Source organism: Arthrobacter gandavensis, from assembly GCF_015355785.1.
Classification (GTDB): Bacteria; Actinomycetota; Actinomycetes; order Actinomycetales; family Micrococcaceae; genus Arthrobacter_B; species Arthrobacter_B gandavensis_A.
This window is the reverse complement of the sequence record NZ_JADKYW010000006.1, coordinates 570600-593820: the sequence shown is the minus strand read 5'-3', so window position 1 is coordinate 593820 and position 23221 is coordinate 570600. Positions and strand designations below refer to the sequence as shown.

Sequence of the window (23221 nt, the reverse complement as noted above, 5' to 3'; positions counted from 1 at the left end):
CTGGCCTGGGTCAGGATGGCCGGTTCATCGGCGCCCTATCTGCCCAGGGCAATCAGCGGGCGTCCGGTCAGCGGATGCCGCAGCACCACGGCCCGAACCCCATAGACACTGCGGATCAGCTCCGGCGTCAGCACGGAGTCCACCGGTCCGGAGGCAACCACCTTTCCGCAGCTGAGGACGATCAGGTGCGAACAGGCTGCCGCCGCATGGTTGATGTCATGCAGCGCTGCCGCCACGGCCGTCCCCTCCGCGGCGAGCTTCTCCAGCAGCTCCAGGGTTTCGAGCTGGGCCGAGGCATCCAGATGGTTCGTGGGCTCATCCAGCAGCAGTACCGCCGGTTCCTGGGCCAGCGCCCGTGCCAGCTGCACCCGCTGCTGTTCACCCCCGGAGAGCGTCGAGTAGGACCGCTCCGCGAGACCGAGCACCCCGGCTGCCGCCAGCGAACGTTCCACTACCTGCAGATCACGAAGGCTGTCCCCGGCCAGCAGGCTGCGGTGCGGCGTCCGGCCAAGGGCCGCCACCTCGCGGACCCGCTGGGACGTCTCAGCCGGCAGGGACTGCTCCACGAGTGCGATACTCCGTGCCCGCTCCCGCGCCCGGGTCCTGGAAAGCGGCCGGTCCCGCAGCCTTACCGTTCCGTCGTCAGGGCCCAGGACTCCGGCCAGCAGATGGAGCAGCGTGGATTTCCCTGCGCCGTTGGGGCCCAGCAGTCCGGTAAAGGTACCGGGCTTAAGGGTGCAGTCCACACCGTCCACCAGCACCCGGCCGCTGCGCACTATCCGCACCCGCTCCGCTGATACGCCGGCGGTCACGGCCGTCTCGGCGCTCATGCGGCGCTCCTGCGGCGGAGCAGCAGCAGGATAAAGAACGGTGCCCCGATCAGCGCCGTCACGATTCCCACCGGAATCTCCCGGGGATCAAACACGGTCCGCGCCGCGGTGTCCGCCAGGACGAGGAACAGGGCGCCGGCCAGGGCGGAAAGCGGGAGCAGGGAACGGTTGGAGGCACCGGCCAGCATCCGTACCGCATGTGGCAGCACCAGCCCCACGAACCCGATGGACCCGCTCACGGAGACCATGGCGCCAGTCAGCAGGGCGGTGCCTCCCAGCAGCGTCCACCGCACTGCGGGAACGGGCACGCCCAGCGCGGACGCGGCGGTGTCACCGAAGGAGAATGCGTCCAGGACGCGGCCGCAGAACATCAGCGGAAGGCCGACGGCGGCGAGTGCAGGCAGGGCGATCGCGGTGCTGGACCAGGTGGCTCCGGCCAGGGATCCCATCAGCCAGCCGAGGACTTCACGATATGAATCGCCCTGCGCGGTCCAAAACACCACGAACGACGCCGCGGCTGCGGCCAGCGAGGATACCGCCAGCCCCGCCAGCACGGTTCGGGTCGGCGTGATGGAGCCAAGGGCACCGGCCAGTACCAGCGTGGCGGCCATCGCCAGCATGGCTCCGGCGAACGCCGCGACGGGAAGCACGACGGCTGCACCCAGCAGCAGCACTGTCACCGCTCCCAGGCTGGCTCCGGAGCTCAAACCCAGCAGGTAGGGGTCGGCCAGCGGATTGCGGGTCAGCGCCTGGATCACCGCGCCGCTCAGGGCCAGGCCGGCACCGACCGCCGCGGCTGTCAGCACGCGGGGCAGCCTGAGGTCCCGCACGATAGCCTCCTGCAGCGGTGTCAGGGATCCGCTGCCCGGACTTGCCAGCGCGAGCCACGCCTCCTTCACTCCCAGGCCGGCAGGCCCCACTGTGAGCGCCCAGAGCCCGGCGGCCAGCAGCGCCAGTCCCAGGGCGGCACCCGCCAGCCAGGCACGGGAGCGGGGCGTCCGGGCGGGACGTTCGAGGGCGGGTGCCCCGGGGCGGGCGAGGGTGTCAGTCAAGGGCGGCCAGCTGCTCGGTCAGGGAGCGAACGGTTTCAACGTTGCGCACTCCTGCTTCGGAGGCAGCGAACGGAACCACCAGGTAGCGGCCTTCCCGGACGGCCCGAAGCTGCGAAATCACAGGGTGGGACTCAAGCACTGCCTTCTTCTTCTCCACGCTTCCCCAGGCGGAGTCGACCAGCACAATGACGTCCGGGTCCGCCTCGGCAACGGCCTCCCAGGAGTAGGGACTCCAGCCCGCGTCGATCCCGGCTGCTATGTTCTCCAGTCCCGCGGATTCCATCAGCAGGGCGGGTGCTCCGCTGCCGGCCCCCACATAAGGGGTGTCGGATCCGGAGCTGTACCAGAGGGCGGTGTACCCCATGCCGGACGGGGAGAGCGTCTCCAGCTCGGCCCGCTGTGCTTCAACCAGTTCCGCTGCAGCATCGGGTGCTCCGAACAGTTCCCCGGCTTCTTCGATGGAGGCAAAAACGTCGTCGAACGTCAGTGGGCTGGGCCGGTACCCGTCTTCCAGACAGGCAGCCGGTGATACATAGGTCGCTACGCCCAGGTCCGCGAGCCGGGCACGTTCTCCCGCCCCGTCGGCGGAGAAGTTCGATTCCCAGCCGGCAAAGACCAGGTCCGGCGCGAGCCCCAGGACCGCCTCCCGGGAGGGCACCTTTTCGGCCAGGACCGGCGGAACCGGTGAGCCGGTCCAGGCATCGGGCACCGGACCGTCAGAGTAGGCAGTACCAACAATTTTTTCGCCCAGGCCCAGGGCCAGGAGCAGCTCGGTGGAGGTGGATTTGATGGTCACCACGCGCTCCGGGGGAGCATCGAGGGAGACTTCGGTGCCGCAGTTGTCCAGTTCCAGCGGGAATCCGGGATCCGTTGTGTTGGACGCCGTGGCCTCGGGACTTTGGGCCCGGGCCGGATCCGGGGACGCGCCGGCGCAGCCGGTCAGGGCCAGGACGGCGAGGACGGCAACCGCGGCCGGGCGCAGGAAGCCGGATGAAACAGGGAACGGGGGAGCCATAAAACCTCGCAGGGAGAAGTGATCCGGGCGGTGGTTCCGCGGACTGCCGTGCCCGCGGAAAAGGTGCGGCTGGGCCCAAATCAAGGCCTGCTGATCCCCGGCCAATCGGGCCGGTAAACGGTTGCCGCCTGCCGGGCAGAAAGCGCACCGGCGGCGATTTCTACACTCTTGCAGAACTCGTCCTCGTAGCCAAGGATGGCGGGCACGGAGAACGGAGCTGCACCGCAGCTTTAATGCCTCCGAAACGCAGGAGAAATGTTCAGCCCAAAAGATGGTGAAAAGCCCATGCGGCCTTTTTGCGAAACGGGCGGCCCGGCCGCCGGATTGTGGAGGATGTTTTGACGATCGTTCGAACCGCACTGACGCAGACCACCTGGACCGGGGACGAGGAGTCCATGGTTGCCAAGCATGAGGACTTTGTCCGCCGCGCCGCAGCGGAAGGCGCGCAGGTTATCTGTTTCCAGGAACTCTTCCACGGGCCGTATTTCGGAATTGTCCAGGACAGCAAGTACTACGAGTACGCCCAGGCTGTTCCGGGACCGCTGACTGAGCGGTTTTCCAAACTGGCCGCAGAGCACAACATGGTGATTATCCTTCCCGTCTACGAGGAAGAGCAGCCGGGCGTCTACTACAACACGGCGGCGGTTATCGACTCCGACGGAACATACCTGGGCAAATACCGCAAGAACCACATTCCGCATGTGGAGAAGTTCTGGGAGAAGTTCTATTTCCGTCCGGGAAACCTCGGCTGGCCCGTCTTCGACACGGCAGTGGGAAAAGTCGGCGTCACCATCTGTTACGACAGGCATTTTCCAGAAGGCTGGCGGGTCCTGGGCCTGAACGGTGCCCAGCTGGTGTTCAATCCGAATGCCTCCAAGCCCGGGCTCTCCAACCGGCTCTGGGAACTTGAGCAGCCCACCGCCGCGGCTGCCAACGGCTACTTCGTGGTGGTCCCCAACCGGGTAGGGGAGGAAACCAATGAATTCGGTGAGGAAGCAGTGGATTTCTACGGCACCTCCTACATCGCCGATCCGCAGGGCAACTACGTGGGTGAGGTCGGTGCCCGGGACGGTGAAGAGCTGATGATCCGTGACCTGGATATGGATCTTGTCCGCACCGCACGGAACAACTGGCAGTTCTACCGGGACCGGCGTCCGGACGCCTACAACCCCATCACCGCACCGTAGGTCCACCGGACAATCCCAAGAGGAAGGCAAGGAAACGCCCTATGGCAACAACACTGATCTCCGGTGGCACCGTCGTCACCGCCACCGGCCGCAGCGCTGCGGATGTCCTGGTGGACGGAGAGAAAATCGCCGCGGTCCTGGCACCGGGCTCCACACTGCTGGGACACGACCTCGCCGGCTCGGTGGACACCGTCCTGAACGCCACCGGAAAGTACGTGATCCCCGGCGGGATCGACGCGCACACCCACATGCAAATGCCCTTCGGCGGCACCGAGGCCTCCGACACCTTCGAGACCGGCACGCGGGCAGCGGCCTGGGGCGGAACCACGACGATCGTGGACTTCGCGATCCAGCGGTACGGCGAACGCGTGATGGACGGCCTCGCCGCCTGGCATGAAAAGGCGGCCGGCCAGTGCGCCGTCGACTACGGCTTCCACCAGATCATCGGCGACGTCAATGATGACTCGCTGAAGGCGATGGAAACCCTGCCGGAAGAAGGCGTGTCCAGCTACAAGCTGTTCATGGCCTACCCCGGTGTCTTCTACAGCGACGACGCGCAAATCTACAAGGCAATGCGCGTCGGGGCCGAAACCGGGCTGATGACCATGATGCATGCTGAAAACGGTCCGGCGATCGACGCCATGGTGGCCGAACTGCTGGCCCAGGGCAAAACCGACCCCTACTACCATGGCGTTGCCCGCGCCTGGCAGATGGAAGAGGAAGCCACCCACCGGGCGATCATGCTCGCCAACCTCACCGGGGCGCCGCTCTACGTGGTCCATGTGTCCGCCAAACAGGCGGTGGAGCAGCTGGCCGCCGCCCGGGACAACGGCCAGAATGTCTTCGGGGAAACCTGCCCGCAGTACCTTTATCTCTCACTCGAGGACCAGCTGGGAGCCGACGGCTTCGAGGGTGCCAAATGGGTCTGTTCCACTCCGCTGCGGTCCAAGCATGAGCACCACCAGGACCACATGTGGCAGTCGCTGCGCACCAATGACATCCAGATGGTGGCCACGGACCACTGTCCGTTCTGCATGAAAGGCCAAAAGGACATGGGCGTCGGGGACTTCTCCAAGATACCCAACGGCATTGGTTCGGTGGAGCACCGGATGGACCTGATGTACCAGGGAGTCGTGGACGGGAAGATCAGCCTTGAACGCTGGGTGGAGATCACCAGCACGACGCCGGCACGCATGTTCGGCATGTACGGCACCAAGGGTGTGATCGCCCCCGGAGCCGATGCCGACGTCGTGATCTATGATCCGAACGGCCACACCTCCATCGGGGTGGAAAAGACCCACCACATGAACATGGACTACTCCGCGTGGGAGGGCTATGAGATCGAAGGCCATGTGGACACCGTGATGTCCCGGGGCCGGGTGGTCGTCAACAACAACGAGTACCTGGGCAGCAAGGGCCACGGGCAGTACGTCCGCCGCGCAACGAGCCAGTACCTGGTCTAGGGGGAAACATGGAATTCGGTGCAGTACTGCAGTGCAATCCTCCCGCCCAGCGGACGGTGGCACTGGCCAAGAAAGCCGAGGAGCATGGGTTCGACTACGTGTGGACCTTCGACTCGCACCTGCTCTGGCAGGAGCCCTACGTGATCTACAGCCAGATCCTGGCCGAGACGCGGTCCATCAAAGTCGGTCCGATGGTCACCAACCCCGCCACCCGGGACTGGACGGTGACCGCATCCACGTACGCCACGCTGAACCAAATGTACGGCAACCGGACGGTCTGCGGGATCGGGCGCGGGGATTCGGCGGTGCGGGTCACCAACGGGGCTCCCACCACGCTCAAGACGCTGCGGGAGTCGATCCACGTGATCCGCGAGCTGGCCAATTCCCGGCCCGTTGAATACAACGGCGCTACGCTCCAGTTTCCCTGGAGCAAGGGGTCCGAGCTCGAAATCTGGGTGGCGGCGTACGGCCCGCTGGCGCTGAAACTCACCGGAGAGGTGGGCGACGGGTTCATCCTCCAGCTGGCGGACGTGGACATTGCCGAATGGATGATCCGCACCGTCCGGCAGGCAGCGGCCGACGCCGGCCGGGACCCGGACAGCATCTCCTTCTGCGTGGCAGCGCCCATGTACATCGGCACGGACTGGGAGCACATGCGCAGCCAGTGCCGCTGGTTCGGCGGCATGGTGGGCAACCATGTGGCGGACATCGTGTCCAAGTACGGTTCGGATTCTTCCGTTCCGCAGGCTCTGACCGACTACATTGCCGGACGTCAGGGCTACGACTACAACGAGCACGGACGGGCCGGGAACACCCACACCGACTTTGTGCCGGACGAGATCGTGGACCGGTTCTGCATCCTGGGCACCGCCGAAGAGCACATGGAGAAGCTGGAGAAGCTCAAGGCTCTGGGCGTCACGCAGTTCGCGGGATACCTCCAGCATGACAACAAGGAGGAAACCCTGCGCGTCTACGGGGAGACGGTGATCCCCGCCCTGCGAGACCACGTGGCTGCGAAGGCATGAAAACGGACGTCCGACGGCGGCGGCGCCCCTCCGCGTTTGTGTGGGGGATCGGCGGGGTGCTGCTGCCCGTCCTGGCCTGGGAAGCGTACAAGGCGGTAGGAGCCGAGTATTGTGACGCCAACAAGAGTGCTCGGAACGTCGTGGTCGCCAAAAGCTGATCGGACCACGTTCCACGCCTCCACTAGATCAGTCCTATCCATCGTTGCCACAAGAACACGGGTGAAAACGACGTCCTGGAGTCCGGCCCCGGCAGCATCGAGGGCTATATCCAGATTCTCCACAGCCTTCGCAGCCTGTGCCGAATAGTCGCCGATGCCCGCGGTAGTGCCATCGACGTTCAAGGGACAAGCGCCGGCCAGGAAGATCAGACGAGAGTTGTTGGGCGTTGTCGCTGCGTAAGCGTACTGCGCCGCATCACTGAGAGAGGCTGAACGGATAAGGCTTACTGCGGTCGCCATGGATGGCCTTTCTATGAATGAGCCAGACTGAGGCACAGTAACAGCGCTGGATCCGCACCAGGGATCGCCTGACGAAACCTCTAGTGGTGTCCGGACCTGCATTCACATCAAAGCTGCGGCAACTACTGCGCCAGCTGCGAGCAACCCGACGACGACAACGTGCGTGTTCCATCTGGAGGCGACGGCCCCGTGTGTGGGGGTGAACCCAGCGGATCGGGCTCGCTGCCACGCGGCGGCGATGGCGTCACGTCCGCCCTTCGTCTCCGGATTGTTGCTGATGCGTTCGTTGACCGGGAGTGCGGTGAAACTGCTCCCCAGGTTTGCTCCATGGTGAAATTCGGACCCGAATGCGGACGGCGGTGTTGGGGCAACCCAGCTCACGTACTTTTTGTCCCCTGCCCATATCGCTGTGGCGTACCGGACCTCGACGTCGTTCACAGCGCCAAAGGGTATCTGGTGGTCGCGCAAACCATTGATCACCTCGAACCCTGTGCCGTTGACGCGCAGGCATGGCCGCCACTGTGATGCGTAAACAAACCACGACAGCAGAGCCAGCCAGGGTGCAGCGCCCAGTGCAGCATCCAGTTCCCCGGCAATCAGCAACCAAATCAGTGAGCCGGCGGCGCATATCCACACGCCGGCGGCTACTGGTCGGGCCGATGCCACCGGTGGGTTGCGCCCGGTCGCTCCGCCGAATGAAGACTGGATCCGCTGGATGCTTCAGATCGTCCCTTTGCAGGGCCTTCGTTCGATGTCTGCAATGGTCCCCCTCCATGCACGGGCACGCGCCCTGAACAATGAAACCTACCCCAAGAATCATTTCGGCCCCCGCAGGTCCCACAGAGGGATCGCCTAATGGTACGCCTCAAGTACTCGCATGCCTGGCGTACGTCAGGTTGAAGGAAAGGCCTACGGGGGCCGAGATCGGGTTTGGCCGCAGCGATGTGGGTCCTTCTGCCACTGCGCTGGGTTGCACCGATGGAATGGGCCATACGGTCTGCGGACGTGCAGGGCGTTCCCGTGCTCAGGCGCGGGTGACGTCTGGGATCTGGTGGACGGGAACGATGGTGACGTCTCTGATCTTCCAGTCCAGGTTTTTGATGCCGGTGCGGGCTTGTGCAAGGTTGTGGAGGCGAATCCGGTTCGGCGCCCTGGGGACGATGAAGGCTTCGACGTGGAAGACCTGTCCTTCATCGCGCATCCTGACGCCGGCGTCTTTGATCCAGTCAAGGGAATCCAGGTAGTCCTGGGTGGCCTTCAGGAGGGGATGCGGTTCGGTGTCGTTGTAGGTGGTGGCCCGTGCGTCGAGCAGTCCTCGGACGGCGGAGCGCACGTTCACGAGGCCGTCCCGGAGGATGGAGAGCGCGACGACGAGCGCGGCCGCCGCGTCGGCCCACCACAGGCCGAGTCCTATGCCGGTCACGCCGATGATGACGGCGGCACCAGTCATCCAGTCTGCTTTGTTCATGTCGGCGTCGGCGAACAGGACCTTGTTATGCAGGGGTGCGGCGAGTTTAAGTTTCATGCGGCCCAGGATCACCGGCGGGATGGAGGTGAGGATCATCGCTGCGATCATGAGCCAGCCCAGCCAGAGAGTGTGCCCGAAAAGGGTGATCCCGCCGATAGTGGGATGTTCGGCTGTGACGAGTTTGAGGCCCGAGTCGATGATGAGGTAGCAGCCCATCCCTGCCAGGGCGGTTGCCGCCACGAGATGGGAGATACCAATGGCCCGATGATGCCCGAAGGGGCGTTCTCGTGTCGCGGGTTTCCCGGCAACCCGGATGCCGACGAGAAACGTGATCGGCGGGATGAAGGAGAGCATATCCTCGATCCAAGCTGTTTTCATGGCCTGTGAGTTGCCGAGTACCAGGAAGATGATGGTGACGCTAAGGGCCAGGACTCCCATCGTGGCCCACTCGAGCCGGATCGCCCGGCGCAATATCCGGGCGACGTCTGCGGGCATCTGCTCCTGCCGAGCGGGGGCCGTCGACGTCACTGGCGTGCCTGCCTGCGCTCCTGCAGGTACGTATCGAGGTCGAGAAGAAACGCATTTTCGCCTAGCGGAACAGCGAGGACGTGCTTGTGCCGGGAGCCAAATGCGTCAGTCGATTCGGTGTAGGGGCGGGTCAGCCCGGCTTTCTTCGTCCAGGGGGTCTTGTCGGTCAGACCGCCGATCACTAGATCGAGTTCGCCGTGCTCCAGCCGGCCCATTAGGTCTTCCTCACCGCCCTGCGTCCATTCGATGTTCGCGTCGAGGGTTTGCGCGTAATGCTCGACGAGTTCGACTTCGCTACCGGACAGGTGCCGTCCCTGATCCTCGACATATGGAGGGTTCACGGACGCGCCAACCCGCAGCGTCCCACCGGTCACATCCGTCAGGGTCTGATCAGGATCGGCGGGGAAGTGACCCACACACCCGACCACAGCTAGGAGCGCGACAGTAGCGGGCACACTGCGAAGCATCCTTCTCATCCACTGACAGTAGGCACAGCCCGCGGGGATGTCACGCATCGATCCCGTATGCGGTACTGCTAGGCACTCCGAGCAGGATACCGACGGTGGTGGATCGGTCCATGCATGATGGTGCCGCGGTTGATGGTCGGCTGATCCGTCGCGACGGTGGGACGGTAAGCCTTGTGGGGCCTATTCCGAGCTGCGGTCCCCGAATCGGGCTTTCACACATTAAGGGTGTCATGACGGCTGGAAGACTGAAACGCAAGAAGGCGTACCAGACCGGTGCCTGTGCGCTGGTCCTGTCCTCAGTGGCTGGCTTAGTGAGTGCACAAAGTGACAACGCCCGCCCATGGTTGTGGGTTGGCCATACAGTTCAGGTCGTCACAGGTGTCACCCTCGTGATTTGTCCTGCCTCGATTGTTCAGGGCCAGCGTGAAGACTATGGCGAGAGCGGGGAAATGATCTTCGGGATCCAGACCGATCAACGCGGTGAGCATTCAGGGATCCGTAAACGGCACAGCAATGAGCCCGGGGGAACACGGATTCAATCTTCCTCGGGTTATTGGCGCACATGTATGAGCTCTCGCTCATCAATGTCGCGGTGGAGGACCGGCTTGCCGGCGCGGATTCAGCGGGGACGCGAATCCGCTTTGGCTGCGGCCGGTGCGCCTCGCTACGGCGCATCTCCCGAATCGAGTCTCTGCTCTATAGCCCCTAGCACCGCACGCTGCCGCGCGTTGAACAGGCCGGCGGTCTGTTCGTCTAGCAGGTGGGCAGTCCGATGCAAGGTGTTCGGACGCTCCCATTCTGCGACGCTGGCGAGAATGGGCTGCATGGTACCCACGAAGGTGTCGATGAGGTCATCCGCGTCTTCTTCCGACGTCCCCGGGTCGAGATGCGCGAAGCGTTCGACGAGCGATGACACCACGGGAATGAGGTCGGGCGCGCTGAGCCGCTCGTAGATCCGCACGATGTGGGGCATCCCGTCGTCTCCCGCGAGATGGGCGAGGAGCACGGCCTGATCACGATCGGCTCTCGAGACATCCGTCGGCAACTGGGCGTTAGCGAATAATTTGACGAACGGAGCGAGTTCGGGTGGCAGGTCAGGCGTTGCTCGGTGCGCGCGGACGCTTACGACGAGGTTGCGCTGAGCGATGAGCCGATCAATCTGCTGGGTCAATTCGGCCTCGAGCTCGTCGAGAAGCTTCCCGGCATCTTTCTCTTTGTCGTCGAGCAGGGCCGGCATCCGCTCGAGCGGGATGCCCAAGGCGGCGAGACGCTTGATGCGCAGGACGCGCACCAGGTCATGGACGTCATATTCTCGATAGTCGTTGCTCGAGCGTCGGGGCTCGTCGAGGACCCCGACCTGGTGGTAGTGCCGCAAAGCGCGGACGGTGAGCCCGGAGAGCTGGGCGAGTTCGCTACTGCGCATCGCGTGCCACCACCAAATCCTCGCGTTCTGTTAGTTCTGCTCGTGGCTCCAGATTACGCAACGACCGTGCGAACAGTCCGCCGACCAGGGCGACCAGCCAGATGCCGGCAATCGCGATGGCGGCGACGTTGAGCGTCGTATATTCGGTCAGCACCGCCGCCGCGACGAGGGCGAGGGGTGGTGCTGCAGTCATGATCGAGTTCTGGGTTCCCATGACTCGTCCTCGCATCTGCTCGGGAATGCGCTCGATCATGAGTACGCCAATCAGGCTGCTGAACAGTCCGCTCGACAGACCGATGACGAATGCACCGCTGAAGACGATCCAGATCGTCGAGAGCGTGGCGAGGATGCCGACCCCGAGCATGGTGCCCACGAGTCCGGACACGAACCAGAACCGGCGCCGACCGCGAGAGCCGGCAGCGGCGTATACCGCGCCGCCAACCAGCAGCCCAGCCGACAAAGCGGTCAGGACGAAGCCGAGGAGACCTGGCTGGTCCAGTAGCGAGAAGTACACAGGCAGGATTAACCCCTGCAGGGCCACCAGCACGGCGACCGAGGCGACGCTGAGCAGGGTCGTCGCCACCAGGAAGGGCGTGCGGAACAGCACTCGCCACCCGTTGCGCATCTCGCTCCAGGCATTGCTCGATCGAGTGCCTCTGGCAGTGATGGCGCCGACTCGATGCGGAATGAGCAGGGTTACGAGCGCGGCAAGTAGGGATGTCGCGCCGGTGATCCAGAGCACCGCTGCTCCGCCGAACAGCGCCATGAGAGTGCCGGCGGCAGCGGGGCCCACAAGCATCGCGACTGCGCCGAGCGTCTCGCGGATCCCCAACAAGCGCTCGGCGCTGAGCGAACCATGTCGCACGATGGCGGGAAGGAGGGCGTCCCGCGCGGTCATGCCGGGCACATCCCCGAGCGAACCCAGGATGCCGAACAACACGAACCAGCCGATGCTCAGCCCAAATACCACGTCGATAAGAGGCAAAGCCGCGATCGACAGGCCAGAGACGAGGTCAGTGACGACGGATGACGTCCGCCGATTTATCCGGTCGATCACTACCCCCATGACGAGGCCAGCAAGGACAGCAGGGACTGCGGTAGCTGCCGCCACCACACCCATGCCGAGTACGCTCCCGGTGACCTGTAGGACGACAAGAGGGAGAGCGATGCCGGCGATCGAATTGCCCAGAAGAGACAAGAAGTAGGAGGTGAGGTACGAGAGTGGTATGAACGTCATACAACCAGTCAGAACTATGACGTTGCGGCGGGGTCAAGTCCGGACCGCTCTGGGCGCCACATCTCTCGGCGTGCTCCGCAGCGTGTCGCGCTGAGAGACCGGCTTGCGGGCGCCTATCAGGTACAACTGCTGCGTTCTTGAGAAGATCAGGGCATGGACTCGATCTTCGTGAATGGAACCGTCGGCGTCGGGAAATCAACTCTCGCGGAAGCGATAGGTGCGGCCGAACGGGGATGTCATGTAGTCATCGATCTGGACGCAATTCGAAGGTTAAGCCCCGCGCCAAATTCACCGGTTCAACCACGAACTCGAGCTGCTCAATCTTCAAAGCCTTACCGACAATTATCGGGCTGCAGGCGCAAAGCGGTTCATCATCGCGGGGGTCATTGAAGCAGAAGCTGAAATAGCTCGCTACGTTGACGCACTTGGTTCTGAGGGAATGTTTGTGTGCCGCCTCGTTGCTCGTTCAGACGTACTGGATTCACGTCTGCTCTTCCGCCACCGCAACGATCCTGAAGGATTGCTCTGGCATCGGGATCGAGTCGAGGAACTGTCATAAATTCTGAAAGCCGCAGACATGGACGACCTCGTGTTGGATTCCTCCGACATTCCAGCAAGCGAGCTGGCGGCGACTGTTCGGCGAGCTGCAGGCTGGGACTAATAACGCCAGCTCTGCCCCTGCGGAGCGTCCGGTAAGGGATCCCTGAGCGGGACACTCTGTGCCCGCTCCGCTTAGCCCTCAGGGACTACCCGCTCACCGGCGGATCGGTTCTTTCCGTTACGAGTAAAAAGGCAGAATCTCGTTCGTCTCAAGGGGCACAACGTCGAGACTATGTTCGGCCAGTAGTTGCTCGATTAGATCCTGATCACCGCCGATGCCGGCCCAATGGGGATCGACATCTTTGGTGATGCACCAGGACTGGTCCGAGGGCCATATAAAGGACGGGAGGGGCGTGGAGTGATTCGTTTCCGCCTGCCAGGCATTTTCGACGATCCCTGAGACAAAACCTGCCAGCGAGACTCTGCACAGGTAGTACTCACGGTTCGGGAGCACCACGCGGGGCGTATGCAGCACGGCTTCCGGAAAAGCATCCTCACCCCATCCGTCCCACAGAAGCACATACCCATCGACGCTCGGACTCGTGTGCTGGAGTAACGTCTTGACCGCGAGCCGGAGTTGGTCAGTATCTGACGGGACGTTATACATGCCGGCAACTTCGTTTTCAGTCTGGCCTTCAAAGGCCGGATCTGGGATGAAACGCAGTCGTGCGTAGGTGCCGAACCCTGGAGGGCCCAGCGTCCAACTGACGTCGCTAGTCACGATCCAATCCGCGGGCGTCTGGTCACTGCAGGAAAGGAACGTCACCGCTTCATCATGTCACCGACACCGGCCGACGTCGCGGTGAAGGACCGGTTTGCCGGACTCTCTCTGAATGAGGTTCCTATCCGGAAGCAGCTACTTGTATGTGTTAGAGTACCTGCATGGTTGACAATTCGAGAATGACTGCCCTGCGCAGAGGCATGCTCGAACCCCTCGTGCTTGCTGCCCTCGAGGAACGGCAGCTATACCCGGCGGAGATCCTCACTGCATTAAGGGAGGCCGGTTTTCCCGTTCAGGAAGGAACCCTGTACCCCCTGCTCTCGAAGCTGGGGCGTGAGGGCGCAGTCATGCATGAGTGGCGGGAGTCTTCCTCGGGGCCGCCACGGAAGTACTTTTCCCTTACCTCCGAAGGGGAACAGCAGCTCTCCGAGTTCAAGGCCTACTGGGAGACGCTGACTCAAACAATTCAAAGGATAGGGAAGGGTCCATGAGCACACGACACATGCGACTTACGGGACATAGCCGCGTTTTCACCTTGACCGAGGAGGCACACGCCGATCTCTTGGACTACCTAACGGATGCGCGTACTGCGCTTGCAATAGAACCTGATGCGGACGAAACTCTCCGGGATTTGGAAGCTTCTCTCGGTGATCAGCTTGCTTCGCTCTACCGTGAACCAACTGACGTCGTTGACGCTGCTCAGATGACAGCGATTCTCGACCAATCCGGTGCGGTCGTGGCCGACTTACTGGAGAAAAAGGTAGCCGCCCCGCCTCGGGGCCCATTCTGGGCACGAATCGTGGAAGGGAAATATCTCGGCGGGGTGTGCCTCGGAATCGCCGCGCGCGGTGGGTTCAACGCGGTCTGGGTTCGCGGTATCGCGGGTGCTGTCCTTTTCTTGATCGCGGGGATACTCGCTCCGCTCGGCGAAGGCATCCCGATGCTTCTATTTCTTGCGGCAACGGTAATCGGGTACCTGCTGCTCCTACTCCTCCTTCCATCCGTCGCATCCGCGAGTGAGTACCAGCGCATCAGTGGCAGGCCCACAGACGGGAATGACTAGATCGTCCTTTCCACTATGTGCTGTTTCGGACAGGGGAGTGACTCCACTATCTTTCGGGATACTACCGGTGTCCCGGTGAGGTCTGAGCGGGACACGACCCCACTCAGCCTTCCCTCTTCGTCACCGACTCCGCTTGGCTGTCGATGGCCGAGATGTTGCGGATCCGGAACCGTCTCATCTCCCTTGAGCGCCTGTTGTATGACCGATGGAAGGGACTCCACCGGAACGTCAACGTGCATCTGTCCCTCAGTCAAAGGCCCAACGAGATTCAATGCGGAATGCTCCCTCATCAGCAATCCGGCTGCGCCCAGAAAGCATGGCGAACGCCGCCACGATGACTACGGGTACAGCCATCATGACCACGCTTACCCACTGGGTTCCAACCAATAAAGATGCCGGCAGCAAGGAGGACGAGGGCGGCAGTGGCCAACAGGATATACGGCAACTTTCTGCGTGGCGGGTTCATTTCCGTCTACCAGCTTCTAAGGACATTCCTGTACGGCTCCGCTGGGCACGTAACAGGTTTACGGTCGGGCCGAATTTGTTCAGATACTAAGCGGTACCACGCATTTCGTCTTCCCATCTCCACGGAAGGTCTGTGCAAACTGATTTAGTGTGCTGCTGGAACTGCCCGTCGACCCAGGATTCTCACCGGGTCGCCAGTAACCATCCTCGGCCTTTGAGCACAGTTTCGCTCGCCCGCTGAAGGATCCAATCGTCGCGACCGAGGTATTAGGCCACCGTGCTGAGTCCCATTCGCTGAGCTCACGTTCCTGAGGTGGCGACCAGGCCGCGATTCCTCTGCGGAGTAATGGGCCGAGGCTGTCTGGTTCACAGCAGAAATGAATATATCTCTTGGGCATCCGTCTCCCTACAACCGCGGATATTCCTTCTTCGATTTCACCACCTCGTTAGCCCGAAAGATGCTGTGCGACGGGGCTACATGCCGCCGGCGACCCTCAGTGTGGCTCCTGTTCCTGCGCGCGAAGATGTTGGATATGTCTCTGCGGGCTCCCCGCTGAAGGGCCGGCTTACGCGTGCCCGCATAGGAGCACTTCTGTGAAGATGGCGAAATGAAGAAGTTCATGCAATCGCTGGCAAGCAACATTCTCGACGTCATTGGGCCAGGGCGTCGGCTCGTCGCGATCGACGGCGTAGACGGCAGCGGCAAGACATCCTTCACCGCGAACCTGGTGTCCGAGATCCGAAATCGTCCTGTGATCGTCATTCACGCCGACTACTTTCTAAACCCTTCGTCCGTAAGGCATGCCAAGGGACGTGCCTCACCAGAGGGGTTCTGGAAAGACACCTACAACTACGCCGCCCTGCAAGATCAGCTACTCAGACCGTTTGGCCCAATAGAGGCCGGCTGGTACTCACCGCCGTCCTGCAATTCAGTGACGGACCGAACCGTGCAAGGGGGTACCGTACCCGCTCCATCAGATGCACTCGTTTTCGTCGAAGTCATGTTCCTGCATCGCGATGAACTGGTCGCCTACTGGGATGCTTCCGTATTCTTGGACGTTCCTTTCACCGAAACCGCAGCACGAATGGCAGTTCGCAACGGCAGCAACCCGGACCTCGTGCAGGAACAGTGAAGAGAGCCCTTCCTACCGGAATCGTCCCCAGACTGGTGTGCGTCCGGGCATGCCGACCCGTAGGGAAACAGAAGCGAAGCCCTTCTCTGTGTTTGTCCGTGATGCCTATATACCGTGGGGTCCAAATCGGTCATATTTGAGGCAAGTCTTTTGCGGACACGATGCGCTGAGGGGAACTTACCGGATATCAGGGTGGGAGGATGACGGGGTGGAGCGGAAACGTGGTCTGGCAGAGCATCGACGTCGAGAGAGGGGCTCTCGCGGACGATCTTGCTCAGCTAGACCAGCTGCAGTGGTCAACTCCATCGCTCTGTGCCGGCTTGACAGTACGCGAGGTGCTTGCGCACCTGACTGTCAGCGGGGCGGTGTCGGGGCCACGTTGGTTCGCGGGCGTCGTGCGTTCCCGGTTCGACTTCGACAAGCAGGTGGGCGACCGTCTGCGCGAGCAGCTGGGCACCTCCTCCACAGAGACGCTAAGCAGATTCAGGTCGACCATCGGCAGCCGCACATCCCCACCGATTCCCCGCCTGGCGCTGCTCGGTGAGATGGTCGTTCACGGAGAGGACATCCGTCGGCCGCTTGGTCTGGTCCGCAACTACCCGGACGCGGTCCTCGTCGCGTTGCTGCGCTACTACGCGGGTACCGATCAGGTTGTCATCGCCAAGAAAAGGGTTCGTGGCTTGCGACTCGTGGCAGAGGACGCAGGCATCAGCCTCGGGGACGGCGACGCAGTGCGTGGCAGCACCGTTGCGCTCATCATGGCGATGACAGGCCGCAGCGCCTATTGTGCCGAACTGGCCGGCCCTGGCGTCGCCGAACTTGTTGCCCGCTCGAGCTGAGAACCCGCTGTCACAGGGCGCTCGGTCATGAGCACCTTGTCACGGGGGATCCCCTTGCCTCGACTCGACGCTGGTAGTACACCTAAAGGTGGCGTGCTCACTCGCTGTTGGTGCAGGACGGGCAGACCATTCCCTAGTCTTGGTCCGTCACAGAAGCGCTGCTCGGTCTGTCAGCTGCGGGCCGTGCCAGCAATTTCCTCCAAAGCACGCAAGTGAGCGTCGAAAGCCTTCCGTCCGGCCGGTGTGAGTGCCACCCAGGTTAGGCGGCGGGCATCGCTGCGCGCAGCGGATGCGGACTTGGCAATGCTGACGTATGTGGCCTCGGTCAGGGTCTTCAGATGCTTTGAGAGCGAGGCATCTGAGACGTTGAGCGCATCGCGCAATACCGAGAAGTCCATTTGTTCCACGGGCCGCAAAAGTCCGCAGATCCGCAGCCGGACCGGCGCGTGGATGAGGGAGTCGAACCGGGCCGCTGTCATGGGCGCAGCTGATCCAGTGCAGCCCGGTAAGCTACCCCGGCGAGCCAAGTCACCAGGCCGAAGGCGGACAGGCTGGTCAAGGCCACAGCCCAGCGGGCGCCGAACGAAACGAGAGCCAGCGAGATCGAAAAGAGGAATAAGCAGACCACGAGCATCGCGATTGTGGCCGCTACTGCGCGTGTTCCCATTTTGCGGAACCGGATTCCGGTTTCGCGGTGAATCAGGTGGACGATCACTAGCAGGGCGGCCAGGCCCAACCAGCCGGAAGCCGGGGGGTCGTAGTCCTCTCCGGGGTGGGTCGTCGCCGCCGCGGCGACCCACCAGGCTGCCACGCCGCCTATTGCGGACAGCAGCGCCTTGGGGACATGCGCGCCGTCGGCTAGTGCCTGCCGGTCTGAGGCAAGATCACGGAGCGCAGCGGCCGCGTCACGGGATGAGAGGTGTCCCTCCAAGTTGTTTTCCATGACGGAAAGCCTACAGAGTTACTTTCCTATCCGGCAAGTGCTTTTTCGCTGTTTCGCGTTACGCACGGGCTTGGCTTGGCTTGGCTCGGTGCCTGGGCCGCAGGGCCGTTTCGGAATATGCGCCGGTTACGGGACCGGAACCGGGGAAGATGACGGCTCGTCGTGGTGTCGTGCGAATTCGCCTCCGCGGAGCCGGACGGCAAGGAGCAGCACCAGGAGTCCGGCGGCTGTGATTACGGCGCCGGCCCACAATGGCGAGGTGTAGCCGAGTCCCGCGGCGATGGTCAGGCCGCCGACCCACGCGCCGAGCGCATTTCCGATGTTGAAGGCAGCGATGTTGGCTCCGGAGGCGAGGGTTGGTGCGTGTGCCGCATGGTTCATGATGCGCATTTGCATTCCCGGCACCGTGGCGAACCCGACTGCACCCATGAGCACCAGGGCGATGATAGTGGCGATCTGGTTCTGTGCCGAGAGGGCGAAACCTGCCAGGACCACTGCGAGAACCGTCAGCAGGGTGATGAGCGTCTTGGCCAGGTTCCTGTCCGCGGCACGACCACCAAGGATGTTGCCTGCGAACAGCCCAACGCCGAAGAGGATCAACAGCCACGGCACCATGCCAGCGGCGAAGCCGGAGACACCGGTGAGCGTGAACGCAATGTAGGTGAAGGCTCCGAACATGCCGCCGTAGCCCAAGATGGTCACGAGCATCGAAAGCCACACCTGCGGACTGCGGAAGATCATGAATTCACCAAGGATTCCGGCGTTGGGGGAGCGCTTGAGATTGCCTGGAACCAGGAGCATGATGCCTGCCAGTGCGACGATGCCGATCGCGGTGATGGCCCAGAAGGTGGCGCGCCATCCGGCGGCCTGGCCAAGCATCGTTCCCAGCGGCACGCCAAGCACGTTGGCCACGGTAAGTCCCGCGAACATGAAGGCGATGGCACCGGCGCGCTTGGTAGCCGGCACCAGGTCGGCGGCGACCACGGAGCCGATGCCAAAGAACGCGCCGTGGCACAGGGCAGCTACGATGCGCCCGAGCATGACCAGCTCGTAGCTTGGGCCGGTGGCTGAGAGCAGGTTGCCGATGATGAACAGCACCATCAGGAACAGCAGGGACTTCTTGCGGTCGTACCTCCCAAGCAGCGCGGTGAAGATGATGGCGCCGATGGCGACGGCAATGGCGTAGCCGGAAATAAGGTATCCGGCAACGGTTTCGGTCACTCCGAAATCGGATGCAACCTCGGGCAGCAAGCCCATGATGACGAACTCGGTCAGACCGATGCCGAAGCCGCCAAGGGCGAGGGCATAAAGAGCAACTGGCATGAGGACCTTCTGTGCGGGGGTGGTAGGTATGCGGCCGTAACCGCCGAAACATTTGTTGCGCGTGCAACTAACTGCGGAAGCAAGTGTTGCATACGCGCTATATCGGCGCAAGGTGATAGTCTTGGTGTATCCAGAACAGAGGAGTTCCTCCCATGGGAATAAAGGACGACGCGGTGCAGATCCGTGCGCAGGGATGGCGGACACTCGCGGCGCTGCACAACCTCATTGAGGGCGAACTCGAGCGTGCGCTGCAGGCCCAGCATGGTCTGTCAGTTGTCGAGTTCACGGTGCTGGACGCCCTGAGCCGGCAGGACGGCTGGCACATGCGCATGGCCCAGCTTGCCCGTGCCGCCGCACTTTCCAGCAGCGCCATCACCCGCCTGGTCACACGGCTCGAAGACCGCGGCCTGCTCACCCGCATCCTGTGCATGGATGATCGCCGCGGCATTTACACCGAACTCACGGCTGCGGGCGAAAAGCTGCTGAGCGAGGCGCAGCCAACCCATGACTCCGTATTGCGCGAAGCGCTGGATAACGCCGCCCGCGTACCGGAGCTCCAGGAGCTGGTCACCGCCGTGGCGCCGCATGCCCAGGCCTGAAGTGACGGTCTTGCGTATCACCGCGGCGCGCCCGCCGCGGTGCGGGGCTTAGAGCTGCGCCGCAGAATGCCCTGAATCAATGCCTCGGCCCGGCCTAGTCCTGGCCGCAGACCGGGGGCATCTTCCAGAATGAGTCATGGACACAGCATCCCTTCTGAAGATTGAAACCGGCCGCGGGTCAATGGCCGCTTACGCGGCGGTTCCGACGTCGGACCCGCCGTGGCCGGGCGTCGTCGTGATTCACGACTTCACCGGAATGAGCCAGGACCTGCGCCACCACGCCCAATGGCTGGCGCGGGAAGGGTTTCTGGCGATCGCACCCGACCTCTTCTACTGGGGCAGCAGGCTGCGCTGCCTGCGCACGATCATGAAAGACCTTGGCCCGCGCCGGGGTCGGTCCTTCGATGACATCGAAGCAGCACGGCAGTGGCTCCGGGACCAGCACGACTGCACGGATGTGATCGGCGTGGTCGGGTTCTGTATGGGAGGCGGGTACGCTATCGCCTTGGCTGAGGGGCACGGTTTCAGCGCGTCGGCTGTCAACTACGGGGGCTGCCCCTCGGATGCGAGGACCTGGCTTGCGGAGGCGTGCCCGGTTGTGGGGAGCTTCGGAGGTGCCGACAGGTCCCCGTTGGGCGCGCGGGCCGGCCAGCGGCTGGACGACCTGCTGACGGAGTTCGACGTGCCCCACGACGTCCGGATCTACCCGGGAGTGGGTCATGGGTTCATGAATGACCACGCACCCGAGGACCAGACTCTGTTCCTGCGCTTCCTCTCCCGCGTGTCAGGCACCCGCTACGACGAGGAGGCCACCGCGGATGCCCGCCGGCGCATCATTCGGTTCTTCAACGCACACCTGCGCCCGGATAGTCACCCTCAGCGGGATGAGGCTGAGCCGTCATGAGGTGTGCCTGCTCTTCGTGAGGCAACCGGCGGCGTCGGGTCGGTAGTAGCTGACGGCTGGACGCTTTTCTTTACGCCGTTTCTTTACGCCCCCGGCCGGCGTCGAGCAGCGCCTGGGCGCCGGGCCATCTCGGCGCCGCGCACCGAGAGCACCGAGACCAGATACTAGAGCCTGCGGATTCGGTTCCGGATCCCAAACCGGATCTGGAGCCGGTTGAGTTCGGCGCGTGGCAGGACAGCGGTTACGACGCCGCCGCCCGGGAGGCGGGCACCGGTGCCGTATACGAAGGGGTCGGTGTCGACCTCTGCACCGGGTACGTCGGCGCCATTGACGACGGTTCTAGCCCGCGGGTTGACCATCCGTGCGGTCAGGACGGGCGGAACGTGTTCCAAGGGTGTGGTGCCCGGCCAGAGCTTCTGCCGGTACTGGTTTATCAGGATGTGGTTGACGTGGTCAGCCAGAAGACTCTGCAGCGACGGGGGCCCATCGCGGTGCCACGTGGTTCGCACAGCCTCCCCAGCTGCGGATAGCGCATTCGCTCCACTTGGTCGGTCAGCCAAGGTGGCCGTGGCCACGGCGGAACTTCCTCGATCTGCCTGAGGGTCTCGGCGTCGAGGTCCGCGAGGTTGACCGGGTCCGAACGGTCATCCGGATTGCGCCAGAGTGTATAGGTGATGCCCGCCGTCATTTCGGTGTACCCACGATCATCCTGGGCGTAGTTCAGGCTGACGGAGCCGGTGTCCTCCAGTGACGGCTGGGGTTCGAATCCGAACACGGGGATAGGCATCAGTTTGAGGTTTTCGGCATCTTCGAGCCGGGGGTCCGGTGCATCTGCGGGAAGAATTCCAATCCAATCCATCCATCACTATGAAATAAGTGCGGGCGCCTGTAAATGCCCTCTGTTTGGCTGCGAAGACGGCTTCCAGGCAGCAGATACGCTCGTCGCCATGACAAACAACGGATAATCGCTTTCCTGGGCTAGGCTGGGGCCGGCGCACCGCTGGGGTGCGGGAGGTCAGGGGGACCGCCGTGAGAAGAAAACCGTCAGCAGGCATGATCGTAGGGCTGTCCATCGTGGGTGGCTTTGTTCTCGGGATCGGCACACTGCCTGCATCCGGTCCGGACGGATCCGCGGTCGAGTCGGGCCAGGAGCTGGCTGCTGCCTTGCCGGCGTCGGTGCCGGTTGCGGACGATCCCGCGACGGCGGTGTACGAACCGTTTGTCACATGCTCCGCCGACTACGCTGATGGACCGGGTGCTGACCTGGACCGGGGCTACCTGATCGGTCCGGATAACAGTGTGATGGTTTCACCCGAACAGCTGATAGCCATGGGACTCCCGGCAGCCGACGTCGAGGCCCAAGCCCGGGCGTGGGATGGGCTCAGTCCCGAACAGCGCCAGGAACAGTTGTGCCGTGCCGCCCAGCAGACCCCGGACGTCGTGGAGTCCCGCTGACCGACAATTCCCTTTCTGGGGACGGGGCAAAACCGCCCAGATCCTCTGCGACCCGTTCCAGCTCGACCCGGGTTGCCGACGGCGAAGCTCCGCCGGCGACGTCGGTTAGGTCAGGTACCGCCCAATTGCCTCCGGCGGCCACGCCGATCTGGATACCGCCGTCGTTTCGGCGAGCTTCTTGCTGGACCCCCAGAGTCTCCGTGCATCCGCACTGTACCGCCCTTTCCAGGGGAGCGAAATATGACGCGGTAGTCAAACACGCTTTACGTATAGCTCGCTTGACAGTACAGTTTCCTTTACAAGACCACGGAAATGAAAGGCAACTGGATGAGCATTGAAAACACCCGGAGCAAATGGGGCCGTGGGCGGTTCGGTGGCAGTACTTCCCATTTGATGGCCGCTTCCCTGACCGTTGGCGTGCTCGTGTCCGCCGCCCTGGGCTGGCTGTTCATGGTGCTGCGGAACGGAGACCGGCCGCTGCTGGCGTTCGGCATCATGGCAGTCTTCACCCTGCCCATCGCTGCTGTGCTGGCCTGGGTGGTGCTCGTGGACCGCTCGACCGTCGCCGGCGCTCTCGACAAGCCCGAAGACTCCGTCGAGTCTGTCTGGTATGACAAAGCGGCCAGTGGGGCGTTCACGGATATCCTCCTGGTGGGTGGCCTCGGGTGCGCCGCCCTCACCTTCCTCGGAACCGAAGCCACTGCCGGTCTCGTCCTGGGCGGCGTGGTCGCCTTCGCCATGCTGGACTTCGGCGCGCGCTACCTCTGGCAGAAGAAGACCGCCGTCTAATGGAGAACTCACTGACCTTCCGCCGATCGGAGCGCGGCTGGTCCCAGCAGCACCTCGCCGACGAACTGGGAGTTTCCCGGCAGACCATCATCTCCATCGAAAAGGGCCGGTACGACCCGTCGCTGCCGCTGGCCTTCCGGCTGGCCGCCGTCTTCGACTGCCGGATCGAGGACCTGTTCACTCCGGACCAGGCCTCCTGATCCGCCACAGCTTCGCGTTAGGCACCAGGTGCCC

General features: G+C 63.2%; 27 protein-coding genes and 1 pseudogene. 13 read left to right on the top strand and 15 right to left on the bottom strand.

Going from position 1 to position 23221, the window contains the following annotated elements:
- Nucleotides 1-35: 35 nt before the first annotated feature.
- Genes ITX31_RS14540 through ITX31_RS14530 form a run of 3 tightly spaced genes read right to left on the bottom strand, consistent with a single transcriptional unit; the run spans nt 36 to nt 2897 of the window.
- Nucleotides 36-830 (bottom strand): ABC transporter ATP-binding protein, encoded by a 795-nt coding sequence (locus tag ITX31_RS14540; RefSeq protein WP_194784092.1) that lies wholly within the window; start codon nt 828-830, stop codon nt 36-38.
- Nucleotides 827-1882: a putative F420-0 ABC transporter permease subunit gene (locus ITX31_RS14535; RefSeq protein WP_194784091.1), complete on the bottom strand. Its 1056-nt coding sequence runs from the start codon at nt 1880-1882 to the stop codon at nt 827-829. The genes ITX31_RS14540 and ITX31_RS14535 overlap by 4 nt, the downstream gene beginning before the upstream one ends.
- Nucleotides 1875-2897, bottom strand: a complete 1023-nt coding sequence (locus tag ITX31_RS14530) for a putative F420-0 ABC transporter substrate-binding protein (RefSeq protein ID WP_194784090.1) — start codon at nt 2895-2897, stop codon at nt 1875-1877. Before ITX31_RS14530 ends, ITX31_RS14535 begins: the two co-directional genes overlap by 8 nt.
- Before the next feature lie 338 nt (nt 2898-3235).
- Here ITX31_RS14530 and ITX31_RS14525 point away from each other — a divergent pair, with 338 nt between their 5' ends.
- Genes ITX31_RS14525 through ITX31_RS15920 form a run of 4 tightly spaced genes read left to right on the top strand, consistent with a single transcriptional unit; the run spans nt 3236 to nt 6730 of the window.
- The gene (locus tag ITX31_RS14525) at nt 3236-4084 is read left to right on the top strand and encodes a nitrilase-related carbon-nitrogen hydrolase (protein ID WP_228529365.1); all 849 of its coding nucleotides are present in this window, start codon (nt 3236-3238) and stop codon (nt 4082-4084) included.
- 41 nt (nt 4085-4125) lie between these two features.
- Entirely contained in the window at nt 4126-5547 is a 1422-nt protein-coding gene (hydA, locus tag ITX31_RS14520) for a dihydropyrimidinase (protein WP_194784089.1), read from the top strand.
- Nucleotides 5548-5555: 8 nt separating this feature from the next.
- The gene (locus tag ITX31_RS14515; protein ID WP_194784088.1) at nt 5556-6572 is read left to right on the top strand and encodes a TIGR03842 family LLM class F420-dependent oxidoreductase; all 1017 of its coding nucleotides are present in this window, start codon (nt 5556-5558) and stop codon (nt 6570-6572) included.
- Nucleotides 6569-6730, top strand: coding sequence for a hypothetical protein (locus ITX31_RS15920; RefSeq protein ID WP_228529500.1), 162 nt, complete (start codon nt 6569-6571; stop codon nt 6728-6730). The genes ITX31_RS14515 and ITX31_RS15920 overlap by 4 nt, the downstream gene beginning before the upstream one ends.
- Here the strand turns inward: ITX31_RS15920 and ITX31_RS14510 are convergent.
- The 7 genes and pseudogenes from ITX31_RS14510 to ITX31_RS15915 all read right to left on the bottom strand — a co-directional run.
- A pseudogene (locus tag ITX31_RS14510) lies at nt 6674-7030 on the bottom strand (RidA family protein); the annotation flags it as partial. The gene ITX31_RS15920 and the pseudogene ITX31_RS14510 overlap by 57 nt on opposite strands.
- A gap of 102 nt (nt 7031-7132) precedes the next feature.
- Nucleotides 7133-7633 carry a hypothetical protein gene (locus tag ITX31_RS14505; RefSeq protein WP_194784086.1) on the bottom strand — a complete coding sequence of 167 codons (501 nt, stop codon included), beginning with the start codon at nt 7631-7633 and terminating at the stop codon, nt 7133-7135.
- Between the two features lie 421 nt (nt 7634-8054).
- Complete coding sequence (locus tag ITX31_RS14500; RefSeq protein ID WP_194784085.1) at nt 8055-8993, bottom strand: cation transporter; 939 nt, start codon at nt 8991-8993, stop codon at nt 8055-8057.
- Between the two features lie 29 nt (nt 8994-9022).
- Nucleotides 9023-9481 carry a transporter substrate-binding domain-containing protein gene (locus ITX31_RS14495; protein ID WP_323745699.1) on the bottom strand — a complete coding sequence of 153 codons (459 nt, stop codon included), beginning with the start codon at nt 9479-9481 and terminating at the stop codon, nt 9023-9025.
- A 676-nt stretch (nt 9482-10157) separates the two neighbouring features.
- On the bottom strand, nt 10158-10916 hold the full coding sequence (locus tag ITX31_RS14490; RefSeq protein WP_194784084.1) for a MerR family transcriptional regulator: 759 nt from the start codon (nt 10914-10916) through the stop codon (nt 10158-10160).
- A complete protein-coding gene (locus ITX31_RS14485) occupies nt 10906-12153 on the bottom strand; it encodes an MFS transporter (protein ID WP_194784083.1) in 1248 nt (415 codons plus the stop codon). The genes ITX31_RS14490 and ITX31_RS14485 overlap by 11 nt, the downstream gene beginning before the upstream one ends.
- Nucleotides 12154-12931: 778 nt before the next feature.
- Nucleotides 12932-13474, bottom strand: coding sequence for a hypothetical protein (locus ITX31_RS15915; protein WP_228529364.1), 543 nt, complete (start codon nt 13472-13474; stop codon nt 12932-12934).
- 161 nt (nt 13475-13635) lie between these two features.
- Between ITX31_RS15915 and ITX31_RS14475 the strand changes: the two genes are divergently transcribed.
- The 4 genes from ITX31_RS14475 to ITX31_RS14460 all read left to right on the top strand — a co-directional run bounded on the left by ITX31_RS14475 (nt 13636) and on the right by ITX31_RS14460 (nt 16974).
- A complete protein-coding gene (locus ITX31_RS14475) occupies nt 13636-13965 on the top strand; it encodes a PadR family transcriptional regulator (protein ID WP_194784082.1) in 330 nt (109 codons plus the stop codon).
- Entirely contained in the window at nt 13962-14537 is a 576-nt protein-coding gene (locus tag ITX31_RS14470; RefSeq protein WP_194784081.1) for a PspC domain-containing protein, read from the top strand. The genes ITX31_RS14475 and ITX31_RS14470 overlap by 4 nt, the downstream gene beginning before the upstream one ends.
- A 1073-nt stretch (nt 14538-15610) precedes the next feature.
- A complete protein-coding gene (locus tag ITX31_RS14465; protein WP_194784080.1) occupies nt 15611-16135 on the top strand; it encodes a uridine kinase in 525 nt (174 codons plus the stop codon).
- Nucleotides 16136-16335: 200 nt separating this feature from the next.
- Nucleotides 16336-16974 carry a maleylpyruvate isomerase family mycothiol-dependent enzyme gene (locus ITX31_RS14460; RefSeq protein WP_194784079.1) on the top strand — a complete coding sequence of 213 codons (639 nt, stop codon included), beginning with the start codon at nt 16336-16338 and terminating at the stop codon, nt 16972-16974.
- Nucleotides 16975-17144: 170 nt separating this feature from the next.
- Here the strand turns inward: ITX31_RS14460 and ITX31_RS14455 are convergent, their stop codons facing one another.
- The 3 genes from ITX31_RS14455 to ITX31_RS14445 all read right to left on the bottom strand — a co-directional run bounded on the left by ITX31_RS14455 (nt 17145) and on the right by ITX31_RS14445 (nt 19240).
- Nucleotides 17145-17453, bottom strand: coding sequence for a transcriptional regulator (locus tag ITX31_RS14455; protein WP_194784078.1), 309 nt, complete (start codon nt 17451-17453; stop codon nt 17145-17147).
- A complete protein-coding gene (locus ITX31_RS14450) occupies nt 17450-17917 on the bottom strand; it encodes a hypothetical protein (protein ID WP_194784077.1) in 468 nt (155 codons plus the stop codon). The genes ITX31_RS14455 and ITX31_RS14450 overlap by 4 nt, the downstream gene beginning before the upstream one ends.
- 126 nt (nt 17918-18043) lie before the next feature.
- Nucleotides 18044-19240, bottom strand: a complete 1197-nt coding sequence (locus ITX31_RS14445; RefSeq protein ID WP_194784076.1) for an MFS transporter — start codon at nt 19238-19240, stop codon at nt 18044-18046.
- A 152-nt stretch (nt 19241-19392) separates the two neighbouring features.
- On the opposite strand from ITX31_RS14445, the gene ITX31_RS14440 reads away from it, so the two are divergent.
- Together ITX31_RS14440 and ITX31_RS14435 are read left to right on the top strand one after the other, a co-directional pair.
- Nucleotides 19393-19839 carry a MarR family winged helix-turn-helix transcriptional regulator gene (locus ITX31_RS14440; RefSeq protein ID WP_194784075.1) on the top strand — a complete coding sequence of 149 codons (447 nt, stop codon included), beginning with the start codon at nt 19393-19395 and terminating at the stop codon, nt 19837-19839.
- A gap of 136 nt (nt 19840-19975) precedes the next feature.
- Nucleotides 19976-20743 (top strand): dienelactone hydrolase family protein, encoded by a 768-nt coding sequence (locus ITX31_RS14435; protein ID WP_228529363.1) that lies wholly within the window; start codon nt 19976-19978, stop codon nt 20741-20743.
- A gap of 164 nt (nt 20744-20907) precedes the next feature.
- On the opposite strand, the gene ITX31_RS15910 is transcribed toward ITX31_RS14435, so the two are convergent.
- Both ITX31_RS15910 and ITX31_RS15905 read right to left on the bottom strand, forming a co-directional pair.
- The gene (locus ITX31_RS15910) at nt 20908-21135 is read right to left on the bottom strand and encodes a hypothetical protein (RefSeq protein ID WP_228529362.1); all 228 of its coding nucleotides are present in this window, start codon (nt 21133-21135) and stop codon (nt 20908-20910) included.
- Between the two features lie 41 nt (nt 21136-21176).
- Nucleotides 21177-21602, bottom strand: a complete 426-nt coding sequence (locus ITX31_RS15905; protein ID WP_228529361.1) for a hypothetical protein — start codon at nt 21600-21602, stop codon at nt 21177-21179.
- A gap of 194 nt (nt 21603-21796) precedes the next feature.
- On the opposite strand from ITX31_RS15905, the gene ITX31_RS14425 reads away from it, so the two are divergent.
- From ITX31_RS14425 to ITX31_RS14415, 3 genes are all read left to right on the top strand, one after another.
- Nucleotides 21797-22198 (top strand): hypothetical protein, encoded by a 402-nt coding sequence (locus tag ITX31_RS14425; RefSeq protein ID WP_194784074.1) that lies wholly within the window; start codon nt 21797-21799, stop codon nt 22196-22198.
- A gap of 327 nt (nt 22199-22525) precedes the next feature.
- A complete protein-coding gene (locus ITX31_RS14420; protein ID WP_194784073.1) occupies nt 22526-22987 on the top strand; it encodes a hypothetical protein in 462 nt (153 codons plus the stop codon).
- Nucleotides 22987-23187, top strand: a complete 201-nt coding sequence (locus tag ITX31_RS14415) for a helix-turn-helix transcriptional regulator (protein ID WP_194784072.1) — start codon at nt 22987-22989, stop codon at nt 23185-23187. Before ITX31_RS14420 ends, ITX31_RS14415 begins: the two co-directional genes overlap by 1 nt.
- The last annotated feature ends 34 nt before the right edge of the window (nt 23188-23221 follow it).

Coding starts and splice junctions, on each gene's coding strand:
- ITX31_RS15905 (WP_228529361.1), bottom strand. CDS start 21,602: ATGGATTGGATTGGAATTCTTCCCGCAGATGCACCGGACCCCCGGCTC.
- ITX31_RS14490 (WP_194784084.1), bottom strand. CDS start 10,916: ATGCGCAGTAGCGAACTCGCCCAGCTCTCCGGGCTCACCGTCCGCGCT.
- ITX31_RS14460 (WP_194784079.1), top strand. CDS start 16,336: ATGACGGGGTGGAGCGGAAACGTGGTCTGGCAGAGCATCGACGTCGAG.
- ITX31_RS14470 (WP_194784081.1), top strand. CDS start 13,962: ATGAGCACACGACACATGCGACTTACGGGACATAGCCGCGTTTTCACC.
- ITX31_RS14465 (WP_194784080.1), top strand. CDS start 15,611: ATGAAGAAGTTCATGCAATCGCTGGCAAGCAACATTCTCGACGTCATT.
- ITX31_RS14540 (WP_194784092.1), bottom strand. CDS start 830: ATGAGCGCCGAGACGGCCGTGACCGCCGGCGTATCAGCGGAGCGGGTG.
- ITX31_RS14425 (WP_194784074.1), top strand. CDS start 21,797: ATGATCGTAGGGCTGTCCATCGTGGGTGGCTTTGTTCTCGGGATCGGC.
- ITX31_RS14500 (WP_194784085.1), bottom strand. CDS start 8,993: ATGCCCGCAGACGTCGCCCGGATATTGCGCCGGGCGATCCGGCTCGAG.
- ITX31_RS14420 (WP_194784073.1), top strand. CDS start 22,526: ATGAGCATTGAAAACACCCGGAGCAAATGGGGCCGTGGGCGGTTCGGT.
- ITX31_RS14415 (WP_194784072.1), top strand. CDS start 22,987: ATGGAGAACTCACTGACCTTCCGCCGATCGGAGCGCGGCTGGTCCCAG.
- ITX31_RS14515 (WP_194784088.1), top strand. CDS start 5,556: ATGGAATTCGGTGCAGTACTGCAGTGCAATCCTCCCGCCCAGCGGACG.
- ITX31_RS14445 (WP_194784076.1), bottom strand. CDS start 19,240: ATGCCAGTTGCTCTTTATGCCCTCGCCCTTGGCGGCTTCGGCATCGGT.
- ITX31_RS14485 (WP_194784083.1), bottom strand. CDS start 12,153: ATGACGTTCATACCACTCTCGTACCTCACCTCCTACTTCTTGTCTCTT.
- hydA (WP_194784089.1), top strand. CDS start 4,126: ATGGCAACAACACTGATCTCCGGTGGCACCGTCGTCACCGCCACCGGC.
- ITX31_RS15920 (WP_228529500.1), top strand. CDS start 6,569: ATGAAAACGGACGTCCGACGGCGGCGGCGCCCCTCCGCGTTTGTGTGG.
- ITX31_RS14435 (WP_228529363.1), top strand. CDS start 19,976: ATGGACACAGCATCCCTTCTGAAGATTGAAACCGGCCGCGGGTCAATG.
- ITX31_RS14530 (WP_194784090.1), bottom strand. CDS start 2,897: ATGGCTCCCCCGTTCCCTGTTTCATCCGGCTTCCTGCGCCCGGCCGCG.
- ITX31_RS14475 (WP_194784082.1), top strand. CDS start 13,636: ATGGTTGACAATTCGAGAATGACTGCCCTGCGCAGAGGCATGCTCGAA.
- ITX31_RS14455 (WP_194784078.1), bottom strand. CDS start 17,453: ATGACAGCGGCCCGGTTCGACTCCCTCATCCACGCGCCGGTCCGGCTG.
- ITX31_RS14440 (WP_194784075.1), top strand. CDS start 19,393: ATGGGAATAAAGGACGACGCGGTGCAGATCCGTGCGCAGGGATGGCGG.
- ITX31_RS14450 (WP_194784077.1), bottom strand. CDS start 17,917: ATGGAAAACAACTTGGAGGGACACCTCTCATCCCGTGACGCGGCCGCT.